The organism is Sulfitobacter sediminilitoris, from assembly GCF_010667575.1.
Taxonomy (GTDB): Bacteria; Pseudomonadota; Alphaproteobacteria; order Rhodobacterales; family Rhodobacteraceae; genus Sulfitobacter; species Sulfitobacter sediminilitoris.
Window position 1 is genome coordinate 99526 of the sequence record NZ_JAABNT010000011.1, and the last position, 15956, is coordinate 115481.

Sequence of the window (15956 nt, forward strand, 5' to 3'; positions counted from 1 at the left end):
GAACCCTCGGAGGGATAGGATGAGAAAATTACTACTCGGCCTGATGTATACGGCCCTTCTGGCAGGTGCAAACGCTGCAATGGCTGCGGGGCCAGACATCATTTCGTTGCGCGAAGGTGATATGAAAAAGCTGATCGTCCACGATACCCCTCAAGCGGTCTCGGATGCGTCTTACTTACTTGCCGATGATGCCGGTACGGGTTCGCTTGCTGACTACCGTGGAAAGTACGTTCTGGTGAACTTCTGGGCCACATGGTGCGCGCCCTGTCGCAAGGAGATGCCACAACTCAACGCGCTGCAGAAAGAATTCGGCGGGGACCACTTTGAGGTTGTGACCATCGCCACGGGCCGCAATTCTCCAGAAGGGATCATCAAGTTTTTTGAAGAATCCGGCGTCGACAGCCTGCCGCGTCACCAAGACCCCAAACAGGCCCTCGCATCCCAAATGGGTATTTTCGGTCTGCCTATTACTGTGCTGATTGATCCCGAAGGCCGCGAGATCGCGCGACTGCGCGGCGATGCGGTCTGGGACAGCGACAGTGCCAAATTGATCATAAAGGCGCTCATTGCAGGCCGCACGGAAAGCTAACGGGCAGCGGCACCCCCAAACGCCGCGCCCTTTTTCATTGCGCTGGGTCTACGCCGCGTGCTGCAGGATTGCCGCCTCGGACCCCGATAGGTTGCGACGGGCAAAGCTGCCGTAAGTATGGGGATCATATTCCAACTCTGGATGCGTCGCCAAAAGCCGCACTCTGTCCGTCTCATCCAGCGTACTCAAGGCAGTAGAGGCCGGATGGAAGCTTTCCGTCTCCACTCCATTCGCCCACATTACCTGATGTCGGTCCAACAGCAGATGAATATACGTAACCTCACGCATCTTCAGATCAACCGTGATCGTATCCCCGTTGATCAGATCCTTTGCCGCCACCAGAACCTCGGGCGTGTTGAAAAGCTCTCGTGCGACCGGTCCCTTGATCAGGATCCGATGCTCAGGCGAGACGATCAGATCCTCATCCGGCATGTCTTCCAGAAAGTGACCCGAGCGAATGCGAATGGGCCGCAGTGCGGGCATGGCAAACAGCCGTGCCCCTGTCATACGACGGCTCCCGACCCAACGGATGGGCTGTGCGCCATTGTCCTTGGTCTGAACCCGATCGCCCTCGCGCAGATCCTCGATCCGGACCAATCCTTCTGGGGTCATGATCCGGGTTCCCGGCGTAAAGCAAATTACGCCGCCGGAACCTTCCGAATGCGCATTATGTGGCGAGGATCCAAGTGTATGATGCACGATCCACAACTCGCAGTCGCGCGGCGGAATTTCGTCAAGGAACATTAGTAGCGGCTGTGTACCACGACCGACTTCGATCAATGTAACGGTATAGCTTTTGCCGCCATCGGTAACGACAAAGCTGTTATCAAGCAAAGGAATGTCATCCAAAGCTTCTTTGTCTACGCTCGGAAGCACAGGCGCGTCTTTTTCAAGTGCCGCACCAACAAGCCGGTGCACCATACGTGCAGCGCGCTTGCGAAGATTTTCTGCACCGTCTGCCTGGTCCAGCCGCAATACATCATTCGGTCCATCCACCCGGATGGCATCCCCCCGCCAAGCCCACGCCGCCCCTACTTTGAGGGATTGAACCGGCGCGGCCTCAAGACCGTCTATTTCAGTTTGCGACCAGCTGATGACAAACGTGCCGCGAAAGCCCGTTTTCATTGCTCGTTCTGCCTGCCTCAATTTTTATTACCAGAAGGTTAACAAAACTGCCGCGCGCAGGAAAGAGCGATTTTGTAATATATAACAAGAAGTTGCGATTTGCTGTTAATGTGGGCATCAGGCCACATGTGGTTTTTGTTCCGTTAGGATGCGTGGTCACAGATCAATTCCTGCTACCGGCAGAGGCGCAAAGATCCATGATTTGGTTTCATCTGATGTATTTCTTAAGCGGACAATACCGCACTCTGCCCCTGCATAACGGGACTGAGACCGGCTATAAGACAGTCTAACACTTGAATTTTGTGAACAATTTGTTAGCGTTTCAAGGCCAAGTTCAGAAAGGTTTCGCATATGTCAGGCCGTACGAAAGCCCTGCCCGAAAGAAGGATCGTTTCCTCACGTCACCTTGCAGAGGGTGAAGGTTGGGAGGCTTCTGAGCTCGAATATGGTATGATCATCGCTTACAACGCGTTCACCCGCTGGATGTCGCGCTGCATGGCGGCTGCGGGCAACGCGGACCTGACCCCGCTGGAAATCCTTGTGCTGCACAACACCAACCACAGAGGTCGGGAAAAGCGGCTGACGGACATCTGTTTCCTGCTGAACATAGAAGACACGCATACTGTTAACTACGCCTTGCGCAAGCTCTTGAAGTCAGGGTTGCTGACCGCCGAGAAACGCGGAAAGGAAGTGTTCTACCGCACGTCCAAAGAGGGTGAAGCACTCTGTGAAGCTTACCGCGCGGTGCGGAAATCCTGTTTTCTGGACGGTCTCAGCCGGATGGATACAAACGGCGACGATCTGCGTGAAATCGCGGCGGGGCTCAGGGCAATGTCAGGCCAGTATGATCAGGCCAGTCGGGCCGCTGCCTCGCTTTGATCCATAGCGTCACGCTCCAGCGGTGCGTCCGCGCCTGATCAGATTGAGGCTGTCCATCGCAACCTCTGCTGTCTTATAGAGAAACCATGAAAGTCACTGACCAGACAGTTATCGTAGCCGCAGACGGTGGTGGCACCGGGTGCCGTGCCGCCGCAGGCACGCTGGATAACGGGATCATGGCTCAGGCCAGCGGCGGCCCTGGCAACGTTCACAGCAATTTCGACGACGCGATCTCAAATCTGACGAGCGCAATTGACGCTGCATTGGCGCAGGCGGGACTTGGAGACACACCGCTTGACCAGATCACCGCTCATTTTGGCGTTGCCGGGGCCCATTCCGAGGTTGAGATGGCCGCCGTTGCCGCCGCCCTGCCCTACGGCAGGTCAAGTGCAACGGGCGACCGGGCAACATCCGTGCGCGGTGTGCTGGGTGAGGCTGACGGATATGTGGTTGCGCTTGGCACCGGCACAATCGTTGCACGCCAGAAGGCGCTTGAAATGCGCACGGTTGGTGGCTGGGGTTTCGACCTGTCTGATCAGGCGTCGGGCGCGTGGCTGGGGCACCGCCTGTTGCAAGAGGTTATCCTTGCCGAAGACGGTATGCGTCCTCACACCGATCTCAGCCGCCGCGTACTTGAGGCCAAAGGTGGTCTGATCGAGATCGTCCATTTCAGCGCCGCTGCAACACCGGGTGAATACGCCGTATTCGCCCGCGACGTCATCACCACGGCGAAAGACGGCGATCCATTGGCGCAAAGTCTCATGCGCGAGGGGGCCGCCTATCTTGAACACGGGTTGAATACGCTGGGTTTTCAAACCGGCGATCTACTTTCGCTCGCAGGGGGCGTGGGGCCCCATTACGCCGAGTTTTTGCCCGACAGGATGACGCGGAATCTAAAGGCGCCAAGGGGAACCGCCCTTGAAGGGGCCTTTGCCATCGCATCACATGCGGCAAGGAGCGTGGGGAAATGACCCTGTTTGCCCTTGTCGGGGCCACTATCTTTGATGGCAACAAGTTGATCCAAGACCATGCCGTTCTGATCGACGGGGCGGCGGCGCAAATCATTCCGGCCGCCGGTTTGCCGCAATACTGCGACCGCAGACAGCTGGCAGGCGGTACGTTGATGCCCGGTTTCGTGGACCTGCAAGTCAACGGCGGGGGCGGTGTCATGTTCAACGCGGACCCCGGCCTTGCGACACTTGAAACCATGTCGGCGGCGCACCGCTCTCTTGGCACCCGTGCTTTTTTACCCACGCTGATCACCGATACCCCCGAAATCACCGCTGCCGCTATCAGCGCCGTGGAAGAAGCCATCGCAGCCAAAGTGCCCGGCATCTTGGGTCTGCACCTTGAAGGTCCGCATCTGTCCGTGGCCCGCAAGGGCGCGCATGACGCCAGACTGATCCGCCCGATGACCGCCGACGACCTGACGACACTTCTTTCGGCAGCAGACAGGCTACCCAACCTGATGATCACCCTCGCCACCGAGAGCGTCACGTCTGCGCAGATCACTACGCTGACGCAGGCGGGTGTGATTGTCTCACTGGGTCACAGCGATATGGATTATGACACAGCTATACGGGCTTTTGAGGCCGGTGCGCGCTGTGCCACACACCTTTTCAACGCGATGAGCCAACTGGGCAGCCGCACGCCCGGTCTTGTCGGTGCCGCGCTCGACTCCGGTTCGATAAGCACCGGACTGATCGCCGATGCAATCCACGTCCACCCCGCGACAATTCGCACGGCGCTGGCCGCGAAAAGCGGACCGGGAGAGATCTTTCTTGTCACCGACGCCATGGCCTGCGCGGGGTCAGACATCACCGAGTTCACCTTGAACGACCGGACCATCGTTCGAGAAGACGGACGCTTCCGCTTGGCTGACGGCACGCTTGCAGGGGCAGACCTGAGTATGGCACGCGCCCTTGAAGTGATGGTGAAAGACGTCGGCGATGCGCCGGGGAAAGCTCTCGCACGGGCAACCTCGATCCCGTCTCGTTTGTTGCGAGATGCACAAGGCTACGGCACATGGCCGAATACACTGAATAATCTGATTTATCTCGGAACGGACTACAGCGTCAGCGCTGCAACCGATCTGTTATGAATGCCCATCGTGCCGCCGCCGCACCGTTCCAGGACGCCCCGGCAGGCTGAGGTCCGCATCATTGCGCCGTTTGCGTGAAATCACCTTGCCCTTGGCAATCACGCACAGCCGATCCGGCCGCAACCTCAGCGCTTCAATCGGGTTGCCCGCGTCCAGAACCACCAATGACGCCTTGGCACCCACGCGCAGCCCGTAGTCCTCCAACCCCATGATCTGCGCATTCACATTCGTCACCATGTCGAAACACCGCCGCATCTCTTCGGGCGAAGTCATCTGCCCCACGTGCAGACCCATGAAAGCCACGTCCAACATGTCAGCGGTCCCCAGTGAATACCAAGGATCCAGTACGCAATCCTGCCCCCACCCCACGGCAATGCCCATGGCCTGCATTTCCTTGACGCGGGTCAACCCCCTGCGTTTTGGATAGGTATCATGCCGCCCCTGCAGCACGATGTTGATCAACGGATTTGGGATGGCCGCAACCTGTGCCTCGGCCATCAGCGGCAGCAACTTCGAGACATAGTAGTTGTCCATCGAATGCATTGACGTCAGATGCGAACCCGCCACGCGCCCCTGCAATCCCAGCCTCTGGGTTTCAAATGCCAGCGTCTCAATATGCCGGGACATGGGATCGTCCGTTTCGTCGCAATGCATGTCCACCATCAGGCCACGCTCCGCAGCGATCTCACACAGGGCGGTGACCGACCGTGCGCCATCCGCCATCGTGCGTTCGAGATGCGGGATGCCACCCACGACATCGACACCCATGTCCAGCGCCCGGATCGTGTTTTCAAAAGCAGTCGGATCGCGGTACAGCCCGTCTTGCGGAAAGGCCACCAGTTGCAGGTCAATGTAATCGGCCACCTCGCGGCGGACCTCCAGCAGCGCTTCCACCCCCATCAGGCGGTCGTCACAGGTATCTACGTGAGACCGGATCGCAAGGAGGCCCATGGACGCCGCCCAGTCGCAATACTCCAGCGCCCGCGCCTTGACCTCTTCGGGCTGCATCACGTCCTTCAGCTCTCCCCACAGGCCGATCCCTTCCAGCAAGGTGCCAGACGCGTTGATCCGGGGCTTGCCATAGCTGAGCGTGGCATCCATGTGAAAATGTGGGTCCACGAAGGGCGGGCTGACCAGATCACCCTTAGCGTCAATCACTTCGCTGGCCTCCGCTTCCAGCGCTTCAATGGCGACGATCTTGCCATCACGAATGCCGATGTCGCTGATCCGCCCATCCGGCAGCGTGCCGCCCTTGACGATGATATCGAACATTAGCGCTCTCCTTTATTGAACGGCACCATCAGTGCGGCAGGCACCTGCGCCCGGCGGGACATGATGACCAACGCCAGAATAGACAGGATATAGGGGGCCATCAGGAAGATCTGGTAAGGAATATCGGCACCCAGCGATGTTTGTTGAACCCTGATCTGCAAGGCGTCAAAGGCGGCAAACAGCACGGCCCCCAGCAGTGTCTTGCCCGGACGCCACGATCCAAAGACGACGAGTGCGATACAAATCCAGCCCCGCCCGTTCACCATTTCGAAAAAGAACGAATTGAATGCGCTCATCGTCAGGAACGCCCCGCCCACTGCCATCAGCCCGCTGCCCACCATTACCGCGCCCATCCGAATGGCTGTCACGCTGAGCCCCTGCGCCTCGACTGCGGCGGGGTTCTCTCCGGCTGCGCGCAACGCCAGACCAAGGGGCGTGCGGTACAGAACTACGGTAACGACAATCACCAGAACAAATGCAAGGTAGGTCAGCGGCGTTTGCGAGAAAAGCGCGGGGCCGACCAAGGGAATGTCGGACAGCAGCGGAATCTCGAACGGCTGAAACGCCTCAATCTTGGGCGGCGATGTTACCTCGGGCAATGCCAAGCGGTAACAGTAATAGGTCAGCGACGTCGCCAGCAGCGTGATCCCAAGCCCCACCACATGCTGGCTCAGCCCGAAAGGCACCGTCAGCGTGCCGTGCAACAGGCCGAACAGCATCCCCGATGCCATCGCAACAGCAACACCCAGCCACAGCCCGCCCCCCAGATAGACTGCCATCCAGCCAGCAAAAGCACCGACGACCATGATCCCTTCGATGCCGAGGTTCAAAACCCCCGCCCGCTCGCAGACCAACTCTCCCAGCGCGGCAAAAATCAGGGGGGACGCGATGCGGATGGCAGCGGTCCAGAAACTGGCCGAGATCAGGATATCGATGATTTCCATCAGTCGCGCCTCACCCGGAACTTGGTCAGCATGATTGCCAGCACCATCATCAGCAATGCCAGCGCCAGCATGATATCGGCAAGATAGGTGGGCACGCCCGCCGCACGGCTCATGCTGTCCGCCCCGACAAAGATGCCCGCGACAAAGAGCGCCGCCACCACGACGCCCAATGGATTGAGCAGTGCCAGCATCGCCACGATAATCCCGGTATAGCCAAAGCCCGGAGAGATATCCAAAGTCAGACTACCCTTAAGCCCCGCAACCTCTGAAAATCCTGCCAAGGCCGCAAGACCGCCCGACAACAGAGCCGTCTTGATCAGCACGGTGTTCACAGGGATACCGGCAAACCGCGCCGCTTCCTTGTTCAGACCCACCGCGCGCATCTCGTAGCCAAGGGTCGTGCGTCGCTGGATGACCCAGACCACCAGCGCGGAAATCAGCGCAAGGCCAAGGCCCCAATGCAGGCGCAGTCCCTCAACCATACGCGGCAGCCGCGCCTCCGCGATCAGCCGCGCGGATTTGGGCCAGCCAAGGCCCATGGGGTCCTTCAGCGCCCCTTCCAGCAGCATCGAGACCCACAACAGCACCACAAAATTCAAAAGCAGCGTGGTGACGACCTCATCAACACCGAACCGGGTCTTCAGGAACGTCGGCACCAGCAAAACCACCGCTCCGGCCAGCATCGCCGCAACCGCGATGGTCGGCAGCAAAGCGAAAGCAGGCCATGCCAGCGCCCCCGTGCCCAGAACCACGGTGACCACCGCGCCGACATAAAGCTGCGCCTCGGCTCCGATGTTCCAAAGCTGGGCGCGAAAGGCGACGGCGACCGCCAGCCCGGTAAAGATCAACGGCGTCGCCCGATTGAGCGTTTCAAGTGCTGCGAATTTCGACCCAAAAGCCCCTTTCACAATGAGCCCAAGCACCGAAAACGGCTGAGCGCCGGCGATCATCGCCAGCAATGACGCGGCCACGACCGTGCCGAACAGCGCGAGCGCAGGCAGACCTACCGTGCGCAGCAGCGTCGGATTGGCGACAGGCTCAAGCCGCATGGGTCTCGCCCTCGAAACCATGGCCTGCCATCCAGACCCCCAATTCGGCGGTGGTCAGCTCCCCACGCCCGAATGCAGGCGATAACCGCCCTTCCGAAATCACGTGGATCACATCCGACAGCGCCGTGATCTCATCTAGGTCTTCCGAGATCAGCAAGACTGCCGCCCCCCGGTCGCGGGCCGCCAGAAGCTGTTCGTGCACATAGGTCAGCGCCCCGATATCCAAACCGCGCACCGGCTGGTTCGCCAAGACCACATCCGGCGCGGTTTCCAGAACGCGCCCAAGGATCAGTTTTTGCATGTTCCCTCCCGACAGCAACCTGATCCGCGTCTCCGCCCCCGGACAGCGCACGTCGTACCTCTCGATCACTTTCTGGGTAAAATCCCGCGCCGCGCCCCAGTCCATCCATCCCCGCCTCGAAAACGGTGGCTTTGCATAAAGCTCCAACACAGCGTTTTCCGTCAGGTCGAAATCCGCGATGGTGCCGGTCTTGTGCCGGTCTTCCGGGATCCGTGCGATGCCTGCGGCAAGCGCGGCTCGTGGGCTCCAGTCAGATGGCACGCCGTCCTTCAGGCGCAATCTGCCCGACGCCGGGGCAATCAATCCGCCAATCAAATCGGCCAGTGCCGCCTGACCGTTGCCCGATACGCCCGCCATCCCAATGATCTGCCCGCCGCGCAACGCCATGTTTGCCGATTTCAGCCCCGGTGCTGCGCCGCGATCCGGCGTCGAAACACCTTCAAGCGCCACCAGCACCTCACCCGGCGCGGCCTCCCGGACCGCCGGTGGGGGTACTTCCGCACCAACCATCATCTGCGCCAACTGATGTCTGTCCAAATCCGCTGTGCGTGCCTCGGCCACCAGCTTGCCATGGCGCAGCACCACGACCCGGCTTGAGATTGCGGTGACCTCGTGCAGCTTGTGACTGATGAAAATCACCGACAATCCGTGCGCCACGGCCTTGCGCATGGTGGCGAACAGATCCTCTGTCTCCTGCGGGGTCAGGACCGCCGTCGGCTCGTCCAGGATCAGGATCCGCGCGTCCCGATACAGCGCCTTGAGGATTTCCACCCGCTGCCGTTCGCCAACGGTCAGGCTGCCGACGGTTGCATCGGGGTCCACCCGCAAACCGTAATCCTCGACCAACGCAAGGATGCGCCTGCGTGCCGCCGACCGGCCAAATCCCATACGCCAAAGGGGCTCCGTACCCAGCACGATGTTTTCCAGCACCGTCATATTGTCAGCAAGGGTGAAGTGCTGATGCACCATGCCGACCCCTGCCTGCAAAGCGGCCTTGGGCTGACTGGGCGGCAGGCGTTGGCCAAAGACCTCGACCTCGCCCTCGTCCGCCGTGTAATGGCCAAAGAGGATATTCATCAGCGTGGTCTTGCCTGCGCCGTTTTCCCCAAGCAATGCAATAACTTCGCCCTTCGCCAGATCAAATGAAATCGCGTCGTTCGCCGTCAGTTTGCCAAACCGTTTTGTGATGGAAGAGAGACGCAGGACAACCTGCGCCTCATCGGTTTTGGTCATTTAAGAAGACTTCGGCTCTTCATCGTTGATCTCGGTGACAAAAGCACCGTCCTTGATCTCCTTGGTGCGCTGCTCGACCAGATCAAGCGCCTCTTGCGGGACCTTCCCCTCGAAAGTGCCCAAGGGTGCCAGAGACGATCCGCCTTCTTTCATGAAGGAATAGACGCCGTAATCAGCCGCCTTGAATTCGCCTGCCTTGACTGCGGCAATCGCCGCGTCCAGCGTTGGCTCAAAATGCCAGATGGCTGAGGCGACAACGGTTTCAGGATAGTCAGCTTGCGTGTCGATCACGTTGCCAATGGCAAGAATGCCTTTTTCCTGTGCTGCATCCGACACGCCGAAACGCTCAGCATACAGAAGGTCAGCACCGTTTTCGATCATCGCGAAAGCCGTCTCCTTGGCCTTGGGCGGATCGAACCACGACCCGATAAAGCTGACCTGGAATGTGATATCGGGCTTCATCTCTGCCGCGCCTGCCATGAAGGCGTGCATCAGGCGGTTCACTTCGGGAATGGGGAAACCGCCGACCATGCCGATGTTTCCGCTCTCCGTCATCGCACCTGCGATAATCCCGGACAGGTACGCCGCATCCTGGATGTAGTTGTCGAAGACCGCAAAATTGGGCAGTGCCGCGTCTTCCTTGAACGACGACCCCATCAGGAATGCGACATCAGGATAATCGGCCGCCACTTCACGCGCTTCCTGTTCAGCGCCAAAGACTTCACCGATGATCAGCGTGTTGCCGGCCTCGGCATATTCACGCATGACGCGGGCATAATCTGTATTGGCGACATTTTCGGTGAAGGTGTATTCAATATCACCGCGCGCCTGAGCGGTTTCCGCCGCCTTATGAATGCGGCTGACCCACTGCTGTTCAACGGGGACCGTGTAGATCCCGGCGACCTTGATCGGATCGGCGGCCAATGCCATCTTTGGCAGTGTTGCGGCCCCTGCCAGCATGGCAGCCGTGCCAAGCAAACGGCGGCGTGTTAGTGTAGTTTGCGTCATGATGACCCCCTGAGTGTTGTTCGCCGCTGATCGTTCGGCAGGAGACCAGATGAGTCAAGACAAGCCAGTCCTTTTCCGCGATAATGCCTGAATAGGGGTGGGCAGTGCGCCCACCTTACAGGCGATACAACCCTAAGGTGGGCGCACCGTCCACAAAGACCAGGAGACACACATGAGCCACGTCTTGCGCCGCACCCTGACCGGAGATCAGCCCGTCATCGTCAAGGGCGAAGGATCCTACCTGATCGACAGCACCGGCAAACGGTATCTGGACGCTTGTGGCGGTGCGGCTGTGTCCAGTCTGGGGCATGACAATGTCCGCGTCCGCGAGGCAATCGCCAAGCAGATGGAAACGCTCAGCTTTGCGCACACGGGACTTTTCACCAATGAACCGGCGGAGACCCTGGCCGACTACCTGATCGAGCATGCCCCTGATGGCACCGGCGAAGGACGCGTAATGTATCTGGGTAGCGGGTCCGAGGCGATGGAAGCCGCGCTGAAACTGGCCCGTCAGTACCACGTTGAACGCGGCGATACCGGTCGGCGGCACATCATCGCGCGGATGCCAAGCTATCACGGCAACACACTGGGCGCCTTGGCCGTCAGTGGCCACGCGGGTCGCCGCGCCCCCTTCGCGCCGCTGTTGATTGATGTCGAACACATCGACGCCGCCTATGCCTACCGCTTTCAGCGCGACGGTGAGAGCGAAGCAGATTTCGCCCTGCGCATGGCAAACCAGCTTGAAGAGCGGGTACAGAAACTGGGGCCGGAAACGGTCGCGGCATTTGTCGCCGAGCCTGTTGTCGGCGCATCGCTCGGTTCGCAACCGGCGCCTGCCGGGTATTTCAAACGCATCCGCGAGATCTGCGACACGCACGGCATTCTCTATATCGCTGATGAAGTGATGTGCGGCATGGGCCGCACCGGAAGCCTTTTTGCGCTGGAACAGGAGGGCATCGCAGCGGATATCACCACGATGGCCAAGGGCCTTGGCGCCGGATACCAGCCTATCGCCGCCGTGATGGCCTCCGAAAAAGTGGTGAACGCGATCCTTGCCGGGTCAGGCAAGCTGTGGAACGGACACACTTACATGAGCCACGCTGTGGCCACCGCAGGAGCAATGGCAGTCATGCGCGAGATTGAGGACCGCAATCTGCTGAGCGAGGTCCGGCGATTGGGCGACCGCCTGTCATCGGGCCTGCGCGCACGTCTTGGGCAGCATCCGCATGTCGGTGATATTCGCGGACGGGGCCTTTTCTGGACGGCTGAGGTCGTGGCGGACCGGGACACTAAAGAACCGTTCGATGTGAAACTGAACATGGCGGGCCGCATCCTTAACACGGGAAAAGACGCAGGGGTGATATGCTATCCGTCACAGGGCTGTGCGGACGGCACATCAGGGGATCACGTCTTGCTGGCCCCTTGTTTCACGTCAACGGACGCAGAGATCGACACCATTGTCGATGTCATGGCCACAACGATTGAGACAGAAACAGCGAAGGCTGCTTAGACAGTCTGTCGTCCTGAGTATAGCAAATATGTCGTGGACATTCGCCTCTCTCTGGCCGCGTGCAATGCCCTCACCGCTCAGCTATCGGCTGACAGCTTTTCGTTCAGCAGGTTTCGAAGCGGTGAGACCGCCTCGAAATGCCGACGAACTGCTGACATCAATCCACCCTCGGTCTCTCGCCAGCTGTTATCCATCTTCTGTTGCAAGATCAGATTCTTGCGCTTCAATAGCTCAGCATAGGGATGCGCTGGGTCATAGGGTTTGGGCACCCGCTTCAATGGCTCAGCGCCCCAGGAAGAGAACTCCATTCCAGTCGCAGTAATCGCGTTTTGCAGTTGATCCCCCCAATGATCCACAAAGGCCCTGAACCGGGCCAGCGTCTGCCCCTTTATTTCAGTCAGGCCAAAACCCACCGTCATATCTCCGGGCTCCGTCCCGAAGAAATAGACCGGGGCAAAGGGACCTGCATCCGCCAGTGACCACAGCATATGCAGATGGGTTTTGAACGGCGTCTTGTCCTTGGAAAAGCGTACATCGCGGTAGATGCGAAAAACCTTCGGTTTCATGGCGCGCCCCACGATGCGGCTGAGGTCATCTGCCATCAGATCGGCAAGGAACTCGGCCGGCTTCTTGATATTTTCGTTGTAGTGGTCCTTGCGCAAATCGAACCACTCCTTTGTATTGTTCTTCTTCAACTCGGCAAAGAATGCGTTGCTGTCGTCGATCATCTGCGTGAAACCGTCTGTGGTCATATCGGATACCTTTTCGGTGGGCCGAACCCAGCCTAGCACCAGCCCGCAATTTCACGAAGGCTTCTGAACAGGGCGGTGTTAGAATAGGCCGAGACGGATCAGGGGAGGAGACGTGCATGAGAAGCCTTGTGGTCGGATTGATGCTGTCCTTGACAGCAGCTTCAGGAGGGGCGCAGATACCGCCATCGGCCACGCAGATCGCGCGGTACGATGGATTGCACCTTGCCGCATATCAGGGGGCCGTGTCTGAAATCGCGCGGCTTTCTGCATCAGGTGCGGATGTGAATGCGCGGGACACTGCCGGACGTACCCCGGCACATGTGGCGGCATTTGCCTCGCAGGACGCGGCGCTGCGGGCACTGGCAGAAGCCGGGGCGGACATGAATGCGCTGGAAAACCGTGCCTACGATGTCGTGACCATCGCGGCGGTGGCGAATGATCCAGAGCTGATGTCGCTGGCCATCGCCCTCGGCAACCGGCATGACCTGATCACCAGTGTTTACGACGGCACCGCGCTGATCGCCGCTGCGCATGTCGGCCATGCCGAAGTGGTGCGCCGTCTGATCGCAGCGGGCGCACCACTCGATCACGTGAACAACCTTGGCTGGACCGCGCTGATGGAGGCGGTGGTGCTGGGCGATGGCGGGCCGGATCATCTGGCTTGCGTGCAGGCGCTTGTGGCGGCGGGTGCGGATGTGTCGATCCCCGATAGTAAAGGTGCCACGCCACTGCAACAAGCGGAGCAGCGGGGCTACACGGAAATCGCCAAGATCCTTCGTTCGGCTGGCTACGAGCCCAATTCTCTTGCAAGAGAATTGGCAAGACTATTGCAATAGTCTTTTGCGCCCTACCCGCATTTCGAATGCCCACAAGACCCACAGGTCATGCACCCTTCGACCATGCGCATGTCAAACTGCCCGCAGGAAGGACATGCCTTGCCGCGTGGCGTGTCCAGTCCGACGACCTGACGCTGTGGATCGGTCTTCAGTCCCATCCCCTCGCCTGCGATGAAACCTGTCGCGATCATGTGCTGTTCGATCACGCCGCCGATGGCCGCAAGGATCGAGGGGATATATTTCCCCTGCATCCACGCCCCGCCGCGCGGGTCAAAGACGGCCTTGAGTTCTTCAACCACAAAGGACACGTCCCCACCCCGCCGGAACACCGCCGAAATCATCCGCGTCAGCGCCACCGTCCATGCGAAATGTTCCATGTTTTTGGAGTTGATGAAGACCTCGAAGGGACGGCGGTGACCGTTCAACACGATGTCGTTGATCGTGATGTAAAGCGCATGTTCGCTGTCCGGCCATTTAACCTTGTAGGTATTGCCCTCCAGCTCCTGCGGACGGTCCAGCGGTTCGGACATATAAACAACCTCGCCGCCTTCAGCGACCGGCACCGGCTTGTCAGCCTTGGTGTCCTCAGAAACGGACAGAACCGACCCGGTGACATCGTTCGGCCGATACGTCGTGCATCCCTTGCAGCCTGTATCCCAGGCCTCCATGTAGACATCCTTGAACGCGTCAAAGCTGATGTCTTCGGGGCAGTTGATGGTTTTTGAAATAGAAGAATCCACCCACTTCTGCGCTGCCGCCTGCATCTTGACATGCGCCAGCGGGGCAAGCGTCTGGGCGTTAACGAAATAGTCGGGCAGTTCCCGGTCGCCGAACTTGTCGCGCCACATCTGAACGGCGTAATCAACCACCTCTTCCTCGGTCCGCGAGCCGTCCTTTTGCAGCACCTTGCGGGTGTAGGCATACGCGAACACTGGCTCGATCCCGGAAGACACGTTCCCGGCATAAAGGCTGATCGTCCCAGTCGGTGCGATCGACGTCAGAAGGGCGTTGCGGATACCCTGTGCGCGGATCGCCTCGCGCACGTCGTCATCCATCTGCTGCATGTTGCCAGAGGCCAGATACGCCTCGGCATCGAAAAGCGGGAACGCGCCCTTTTCCTTGGCCAGTTCCACCGACGCCAGATAGGACGCCCGCGCAATCGCTTTAAGCCATGCTTCTGTTTGCGCCGCCGCCTCATCCGACCCATACCGCAGACCCAGCATCAGCAGCGCATCCGCCAAACCGGTCACACCCAGACCGATGCGGCGCTTGGCCTTCGCCTCTTGCGCCTGCGCCTCAAGCGGAAATTTCGACACGTCAACAACGTTGTCCATCATCCGCACCGCTGTCGCCACAAGATCTTGCAGCGCGGTCTCATCCAGTTCAGCGTTCTCTTCAAACGGATTTGCGACCAGCCGCGCCAGATTGATCGACCCCAGCAAGCACGCCCCGTAAGGCGGCAGCGGTTGTTCTCCACAGGGGTTCGTCGCCGCGATGGTCTCGCAATAGCTCAGGTTGTTCGCCTTGTTGATCCGGTCGATGAAAATCACCCCCGGTTCGGCGTAATCATAGGTCGCCTGCATGATCTTGTTCCACAGATCACGCGCTTCGACCGTGTGATATACCTTGTCATCGAACACCAGCTCCCATGGGCCATCGGCCTTGACCGCTTCCATGAAAGCGTCGGTGATCAGCACCGACATGTTGAACATGCGCAGCCGCGCAGGGTCTGATTTGGCCGTGATGAAGTCGAAGATATCCGGGTGATCGCAGCGCATCGTCGCCATCATCGCGCCGCGACGGGATCCCGCTGACATGATCGTGCGGCACATGGCGTCCCAGACGTCCATAAAGCTGAGGGGGCCGGATGCGTCCGCGCTGACGCCCTTCACATCGGCACCCTTCGGGCGGATCGTGCTGAAATCATACCCGATCCCGCCGCCCTGCTGCATGGTCAGCGCCGCCTCTCTCAGCATGTCGAAAATGCCGCCCATGCTGTCGGGGACCGTACCCATCACGAAACAGTTGAACAGCGTCACGGACCGTGCGGTTCCGGCACCGGCAGTGATCCGCCCCGCAGGCAGGTATTTGAAGTCTTCCAGCGCCTCGTAAAACCGCTCTTCCCAGTGTTTGGGGTCCTTCTCAACCTGCGCCAGATCACGCGCGATACGCCGCCACGTGTCCTCGACCGTGACGTCGTTGGGCGTGCCGTCGGGCTGCTTGAAGCGGTACTTCATATCCCAGATCTGTTCAGCGATTGGGGCGGCAAAGCGGGACATGTCGATTCTTTCGGTAGATGCAGGAAGGTTGCAAAGATAGCAAGAATTCCGCGCGCTGGCTATGAGAAAACCTGCGCC

At 59.5% G+C, this 15956-nt stretch carries 14 protein-coding genes; 6 read left to right on the forward strand and 8 right to left on the reverse strand.

What is annotated here, in order from left to right:
- The first annotated feature begins 19 nt into the window (after positions 1 to 19).
- Entirely contained in the window at positions 20 to 589 is a 570-nt protein-coding gene (locus GV827_RS16570) for a TlpA disulfide reductase family protein (protein WP_164354927.1), read from the forward strand.
- A 48-nt stretch (positions 590 to 637) separates the two neighbouring features.
- On the opposite strand, the gene GV827_RS16575 is transcribed toward GV827_RS16570, so the two are convergent.
- Positions 638 to 1714, reverse strand: a complete 1077-nt coding sequence (locus GV827_RS16575; RefSeq protein WP_164354928.1) for a Hint domain-containing protein — start codon at positions 1712 to 1714, stop codon at positions 638 to 640.
- Positions 1715 to 2065: 351 nt separating this feature from the next.
- Between GV827_RS16575 and GV827_RS16580 the strand changes: the two genes are divergently transcribed.
- The 3 genes from GV827_RS16580 to nagA all read left to right on the forward strand — a co-directional run bounded on the left by GV827_RS16580 (position 2066) and on the right by nagA (position 4694).
- Positions 2066 to 2593: a winged helix DNA-binding protein gene (locus GV827_RS16580; RefSeq protein ID WP_164354929.1), complete on the forward strand. Its 528-nt coding sequence runs from the start codon at positions 2066 to 2068 to the stop codon at positions 2591 to 2593.
- Between the two features lie 86 nt (positions 2594 to 2679).
- On the forward strand, positions 2680 to 3564 hold the full coding sequence (locus GV827_RS16585) for a BadF/BadG/BcrA/BcrD ATPase family protein (RefSeq protein WP_164354930.1): 885 nt from the start codon (positions 2680 to 2682) through the stop codon (positions 3562 to 3564).
- Entirely contained in the window at positions 3561 to 4694 is a 1134-nt protein-coding gene (gene nagA, locus GV827_RS16590) for an N-acetylglucosamine-6-phosphate deacetylase (RefSeq protein ID WP_164354931.1), read from the forward strand. Before GV827_RS16585 ends, nagA begins: the two co-directional genes overlap by 4 nt.
- On the opposite strand, the gene GV827_RS16595 is transcribed toward nagA, so the two are convergent.
- From GV827_RS16595 to GV827_RS16615, 5 genes are read right to left on the reverse strand one after another with little or no spacing between them, the layout of a single operon-like run.
- A complete protein-coding gene (locus GV827_RS16595; protein ID WP_164354932.1) occupies positions 4689 to 5966 on the reverse strand; it encodes an amidohydrolase family protein in 1278 nt (425 codons plus the stop codon). The two genes, nagA and GV827_RS16595, sit on opposite strands and share 6 nt — an antisense overlap.
- Positions 5966 to 6910, reverse strand: a complete 945-nt coding sequence (locus GV827_RS16600; RefSeq protein WP_164354933.1) for an ABC transporter permease — start codon at positions 6908 to 6910, stop codon at positions 5966 to 5968. The genes GV827_RS16595 and GV827_RS16600 overlap by 1 nt, the downstream gene beginning before the upstream one ends.
- Complete coding sequence (locus tag GV827_RS16605) at positions 6910 to 7959, reverse strand: ABC transporter permease (RefSeq protein ID WP_164354934.1); 1050 nt, start codon at positions 7957 to 7959, stop codon at positions 6910 to 6912. Before GV827_RS16605 ends, GV827_RS16600 begins: the two co-directional genes overlap by 1 nt.
- Positions 7949 to 9493: an ABC transporter ATP-binding protein gene (locus tag GV827_RS16610; protein WP_164354935.1), complete on the reverse strand. Its 1545-nt coding sequence runs from the start codon at positions 9491 to 9493 to the stop codon at positions 7949 to 7951. The genes GV827_RS16605 and GV827_RS16610 overlap by 11 nt, the downstream gene beginning before the upstream one ends.
- On the reverse strand, positions 9494 to 10501 hold the full coding sequence (locus GV827_RS16615) for a BMP family protein (RefSeq protein ID WP_164354936.1): 1008 nt from the start codon (positions 10499 to 10501) through the stop codon (positions 9494 to 9496).
- 172 nt (positions 10502 to 10673) lie between these two features.
- Here GV827_RS16615 and GV827_RS16620 point away from each other — a divergent pair, with 172 nt between their 5' ends.
- Positions 10674 to 12011, forward strand: coding sequence for an aspartate aminotransferase family protein (locus tag GV827_RS16620; protein ID WP_164354937.1), 1338 nt, complete (start codon positions 10674 to 10676; stop codon positions 12009 to 12011).
- 77 nt (positions 12012 to 12088) lie between these two features.
- On the opposite strand, the gene GV827_RS16625 is transcribed toward GV827_RS16620, so the two are convergent.
- A complete protein-coding gene (locus GV827_RS16625) occupies positions 12089 to 12763 on the reverse strand; it encodes a DUF2461 domain-containing protein (RefSeq protein ID WP_164354938.1) in 675 nt (224 codons plus the stop codon).
- Positions 12764 to 12879: 116 nt separating this feature from the next.
- Here GV827_RS16625 and GV827_RS16630 point away from each other — a divergent pair, with 116 nt between their 5' ends.
- Positions 12880 to 13599, forward strand: a complete 720-nt coding sequence (locus GV827_RS16630; RefSeq protein WP_164354939.1) for an ankyrin repeat domain-containing protein — start codon at positions 12880 to 12882, stop codon at positions 13597 to 13599.
- An 11-nt stretch (positions 13600 to 13610) separates the two neighbouring features.
- Here the strand turns inward: GV827_RS16630 and GV827_RS16635 are convergent, their stop codons facing one another.
- Complete coding sequence (locus GV827_RS16635; RefSeq protein ID WP_164354940.1) at positions 13611 to 15878, reverse strand: adenosylcobalamin-dependent ribonucleoside-diphosphate reductase; 2268 nt, start codon at positions 15876 to 15878, stop codon at positions 13611 to 13613.
- Positions 15879 to 15956: the final 78 nt, after the last annotated feature.

Excerpts from the sequence above, each read along its gene's own strand:
- GV827_RS16570 (WP_164354927.1), top strand. The coding sequence starts at position 20 with ATGAGAAAATTACTACTCGGCCTGATGTATACGGCCCTTCTGGCAGGT.
- GV827_RS16575 (WP_164354928.1), bottom strand. The coding sequence starts at position 1,714 with ATGAAAACGGGCTTTCGCGGCACGTTTGTCATCAGCTGGTCGCAAACT.
- GV827_RS16580 (WP_164354929.1), top strand. The coding sequence starts at position 2,066 with ATGTCAGGCCGTACGAAAGCCCTGCCCGAAAGAAGGATCGTTTCCTCA.
- GV827_RS16585 (WP_164354930.1), top strand. The coding sequence starts at position 2,680 with ATGAAAGTCACTGACCAGACAGTTATCGTAGCCGCAGACGGTGGTGGC.
- nagA (WP_164354931.1), top strand. The coding sequence starts at position 3,561 with ATGACCCTGTTTGCCCTTGTCGGGGCCACTATCTTTGATGGCAACAAG.
- GV827_RS16595 (WP_164354932.1), bottom strand. The coding sequence starts at position 5,966 with ATGTTCGATATCATCGTCAAGGGCGGCACGCTGCCGGATGGGCGGATC.
- GV827_RS16600 (WP_164354933.1), bottom strand. The coding sequence starts at position 6,910 with ATGGAAATCATCGATATCCTGATCTCGGCCAGTTTCTGGACCGCTGCC.
- GV827_RS16605 (WP_164354934.1), bottom strand. The coding sequence starts at position 7,959 with ATGCGGCTTGAGCCTGTCGCCAATCCGACGCTGCTGCGCACGGTAGGT.
- GV827_RS16610 (WP_164354935.1), bottom strand. The coding sequence starts at position 9,493 with ATGACCAAAACCGATGAGGCGCAGGTTGTCCTGCGTCTCTCTTCCATC.
- GV827_RS16615 (WP_164354936.1), bottom strand. The coding sequence starts at position 10,501 with ATGACGCAAACTACACTAACACGCCGCCGTTTGCTTGGCACGGCTGCC.
- GV827_RS16620 (WP_164354937.1), top strand. The coding sequence starts at position 10,674 with ATGAGCCACGTCTTGCGCCGCACCCTGACCGGAGATCAGCCCGTCATC.
- GV827_RS16625 (WP_164354938.1), bottom strand. The coding sequence starts at position 12,763 with ATGACCACAGACGGTTTCACGCAGATGATCGACGACAGCAACGCATTC.
- GV827_RS16630 (WP_164354939.1), top strand. The coding sequence starts at position 12,880 with ATGAGAAGCCTTGTGGTCGGATTGATGCTGTCCTTGACAGCAGCTTCA.
- GV827_RS16635 (WP_164354940.1), bottom strand. The coding sequence starts at position 15,878 with ATGTCCCGCTTTGCCGCCCCAATCGCTGAACAGATCTGGGATATGAAG.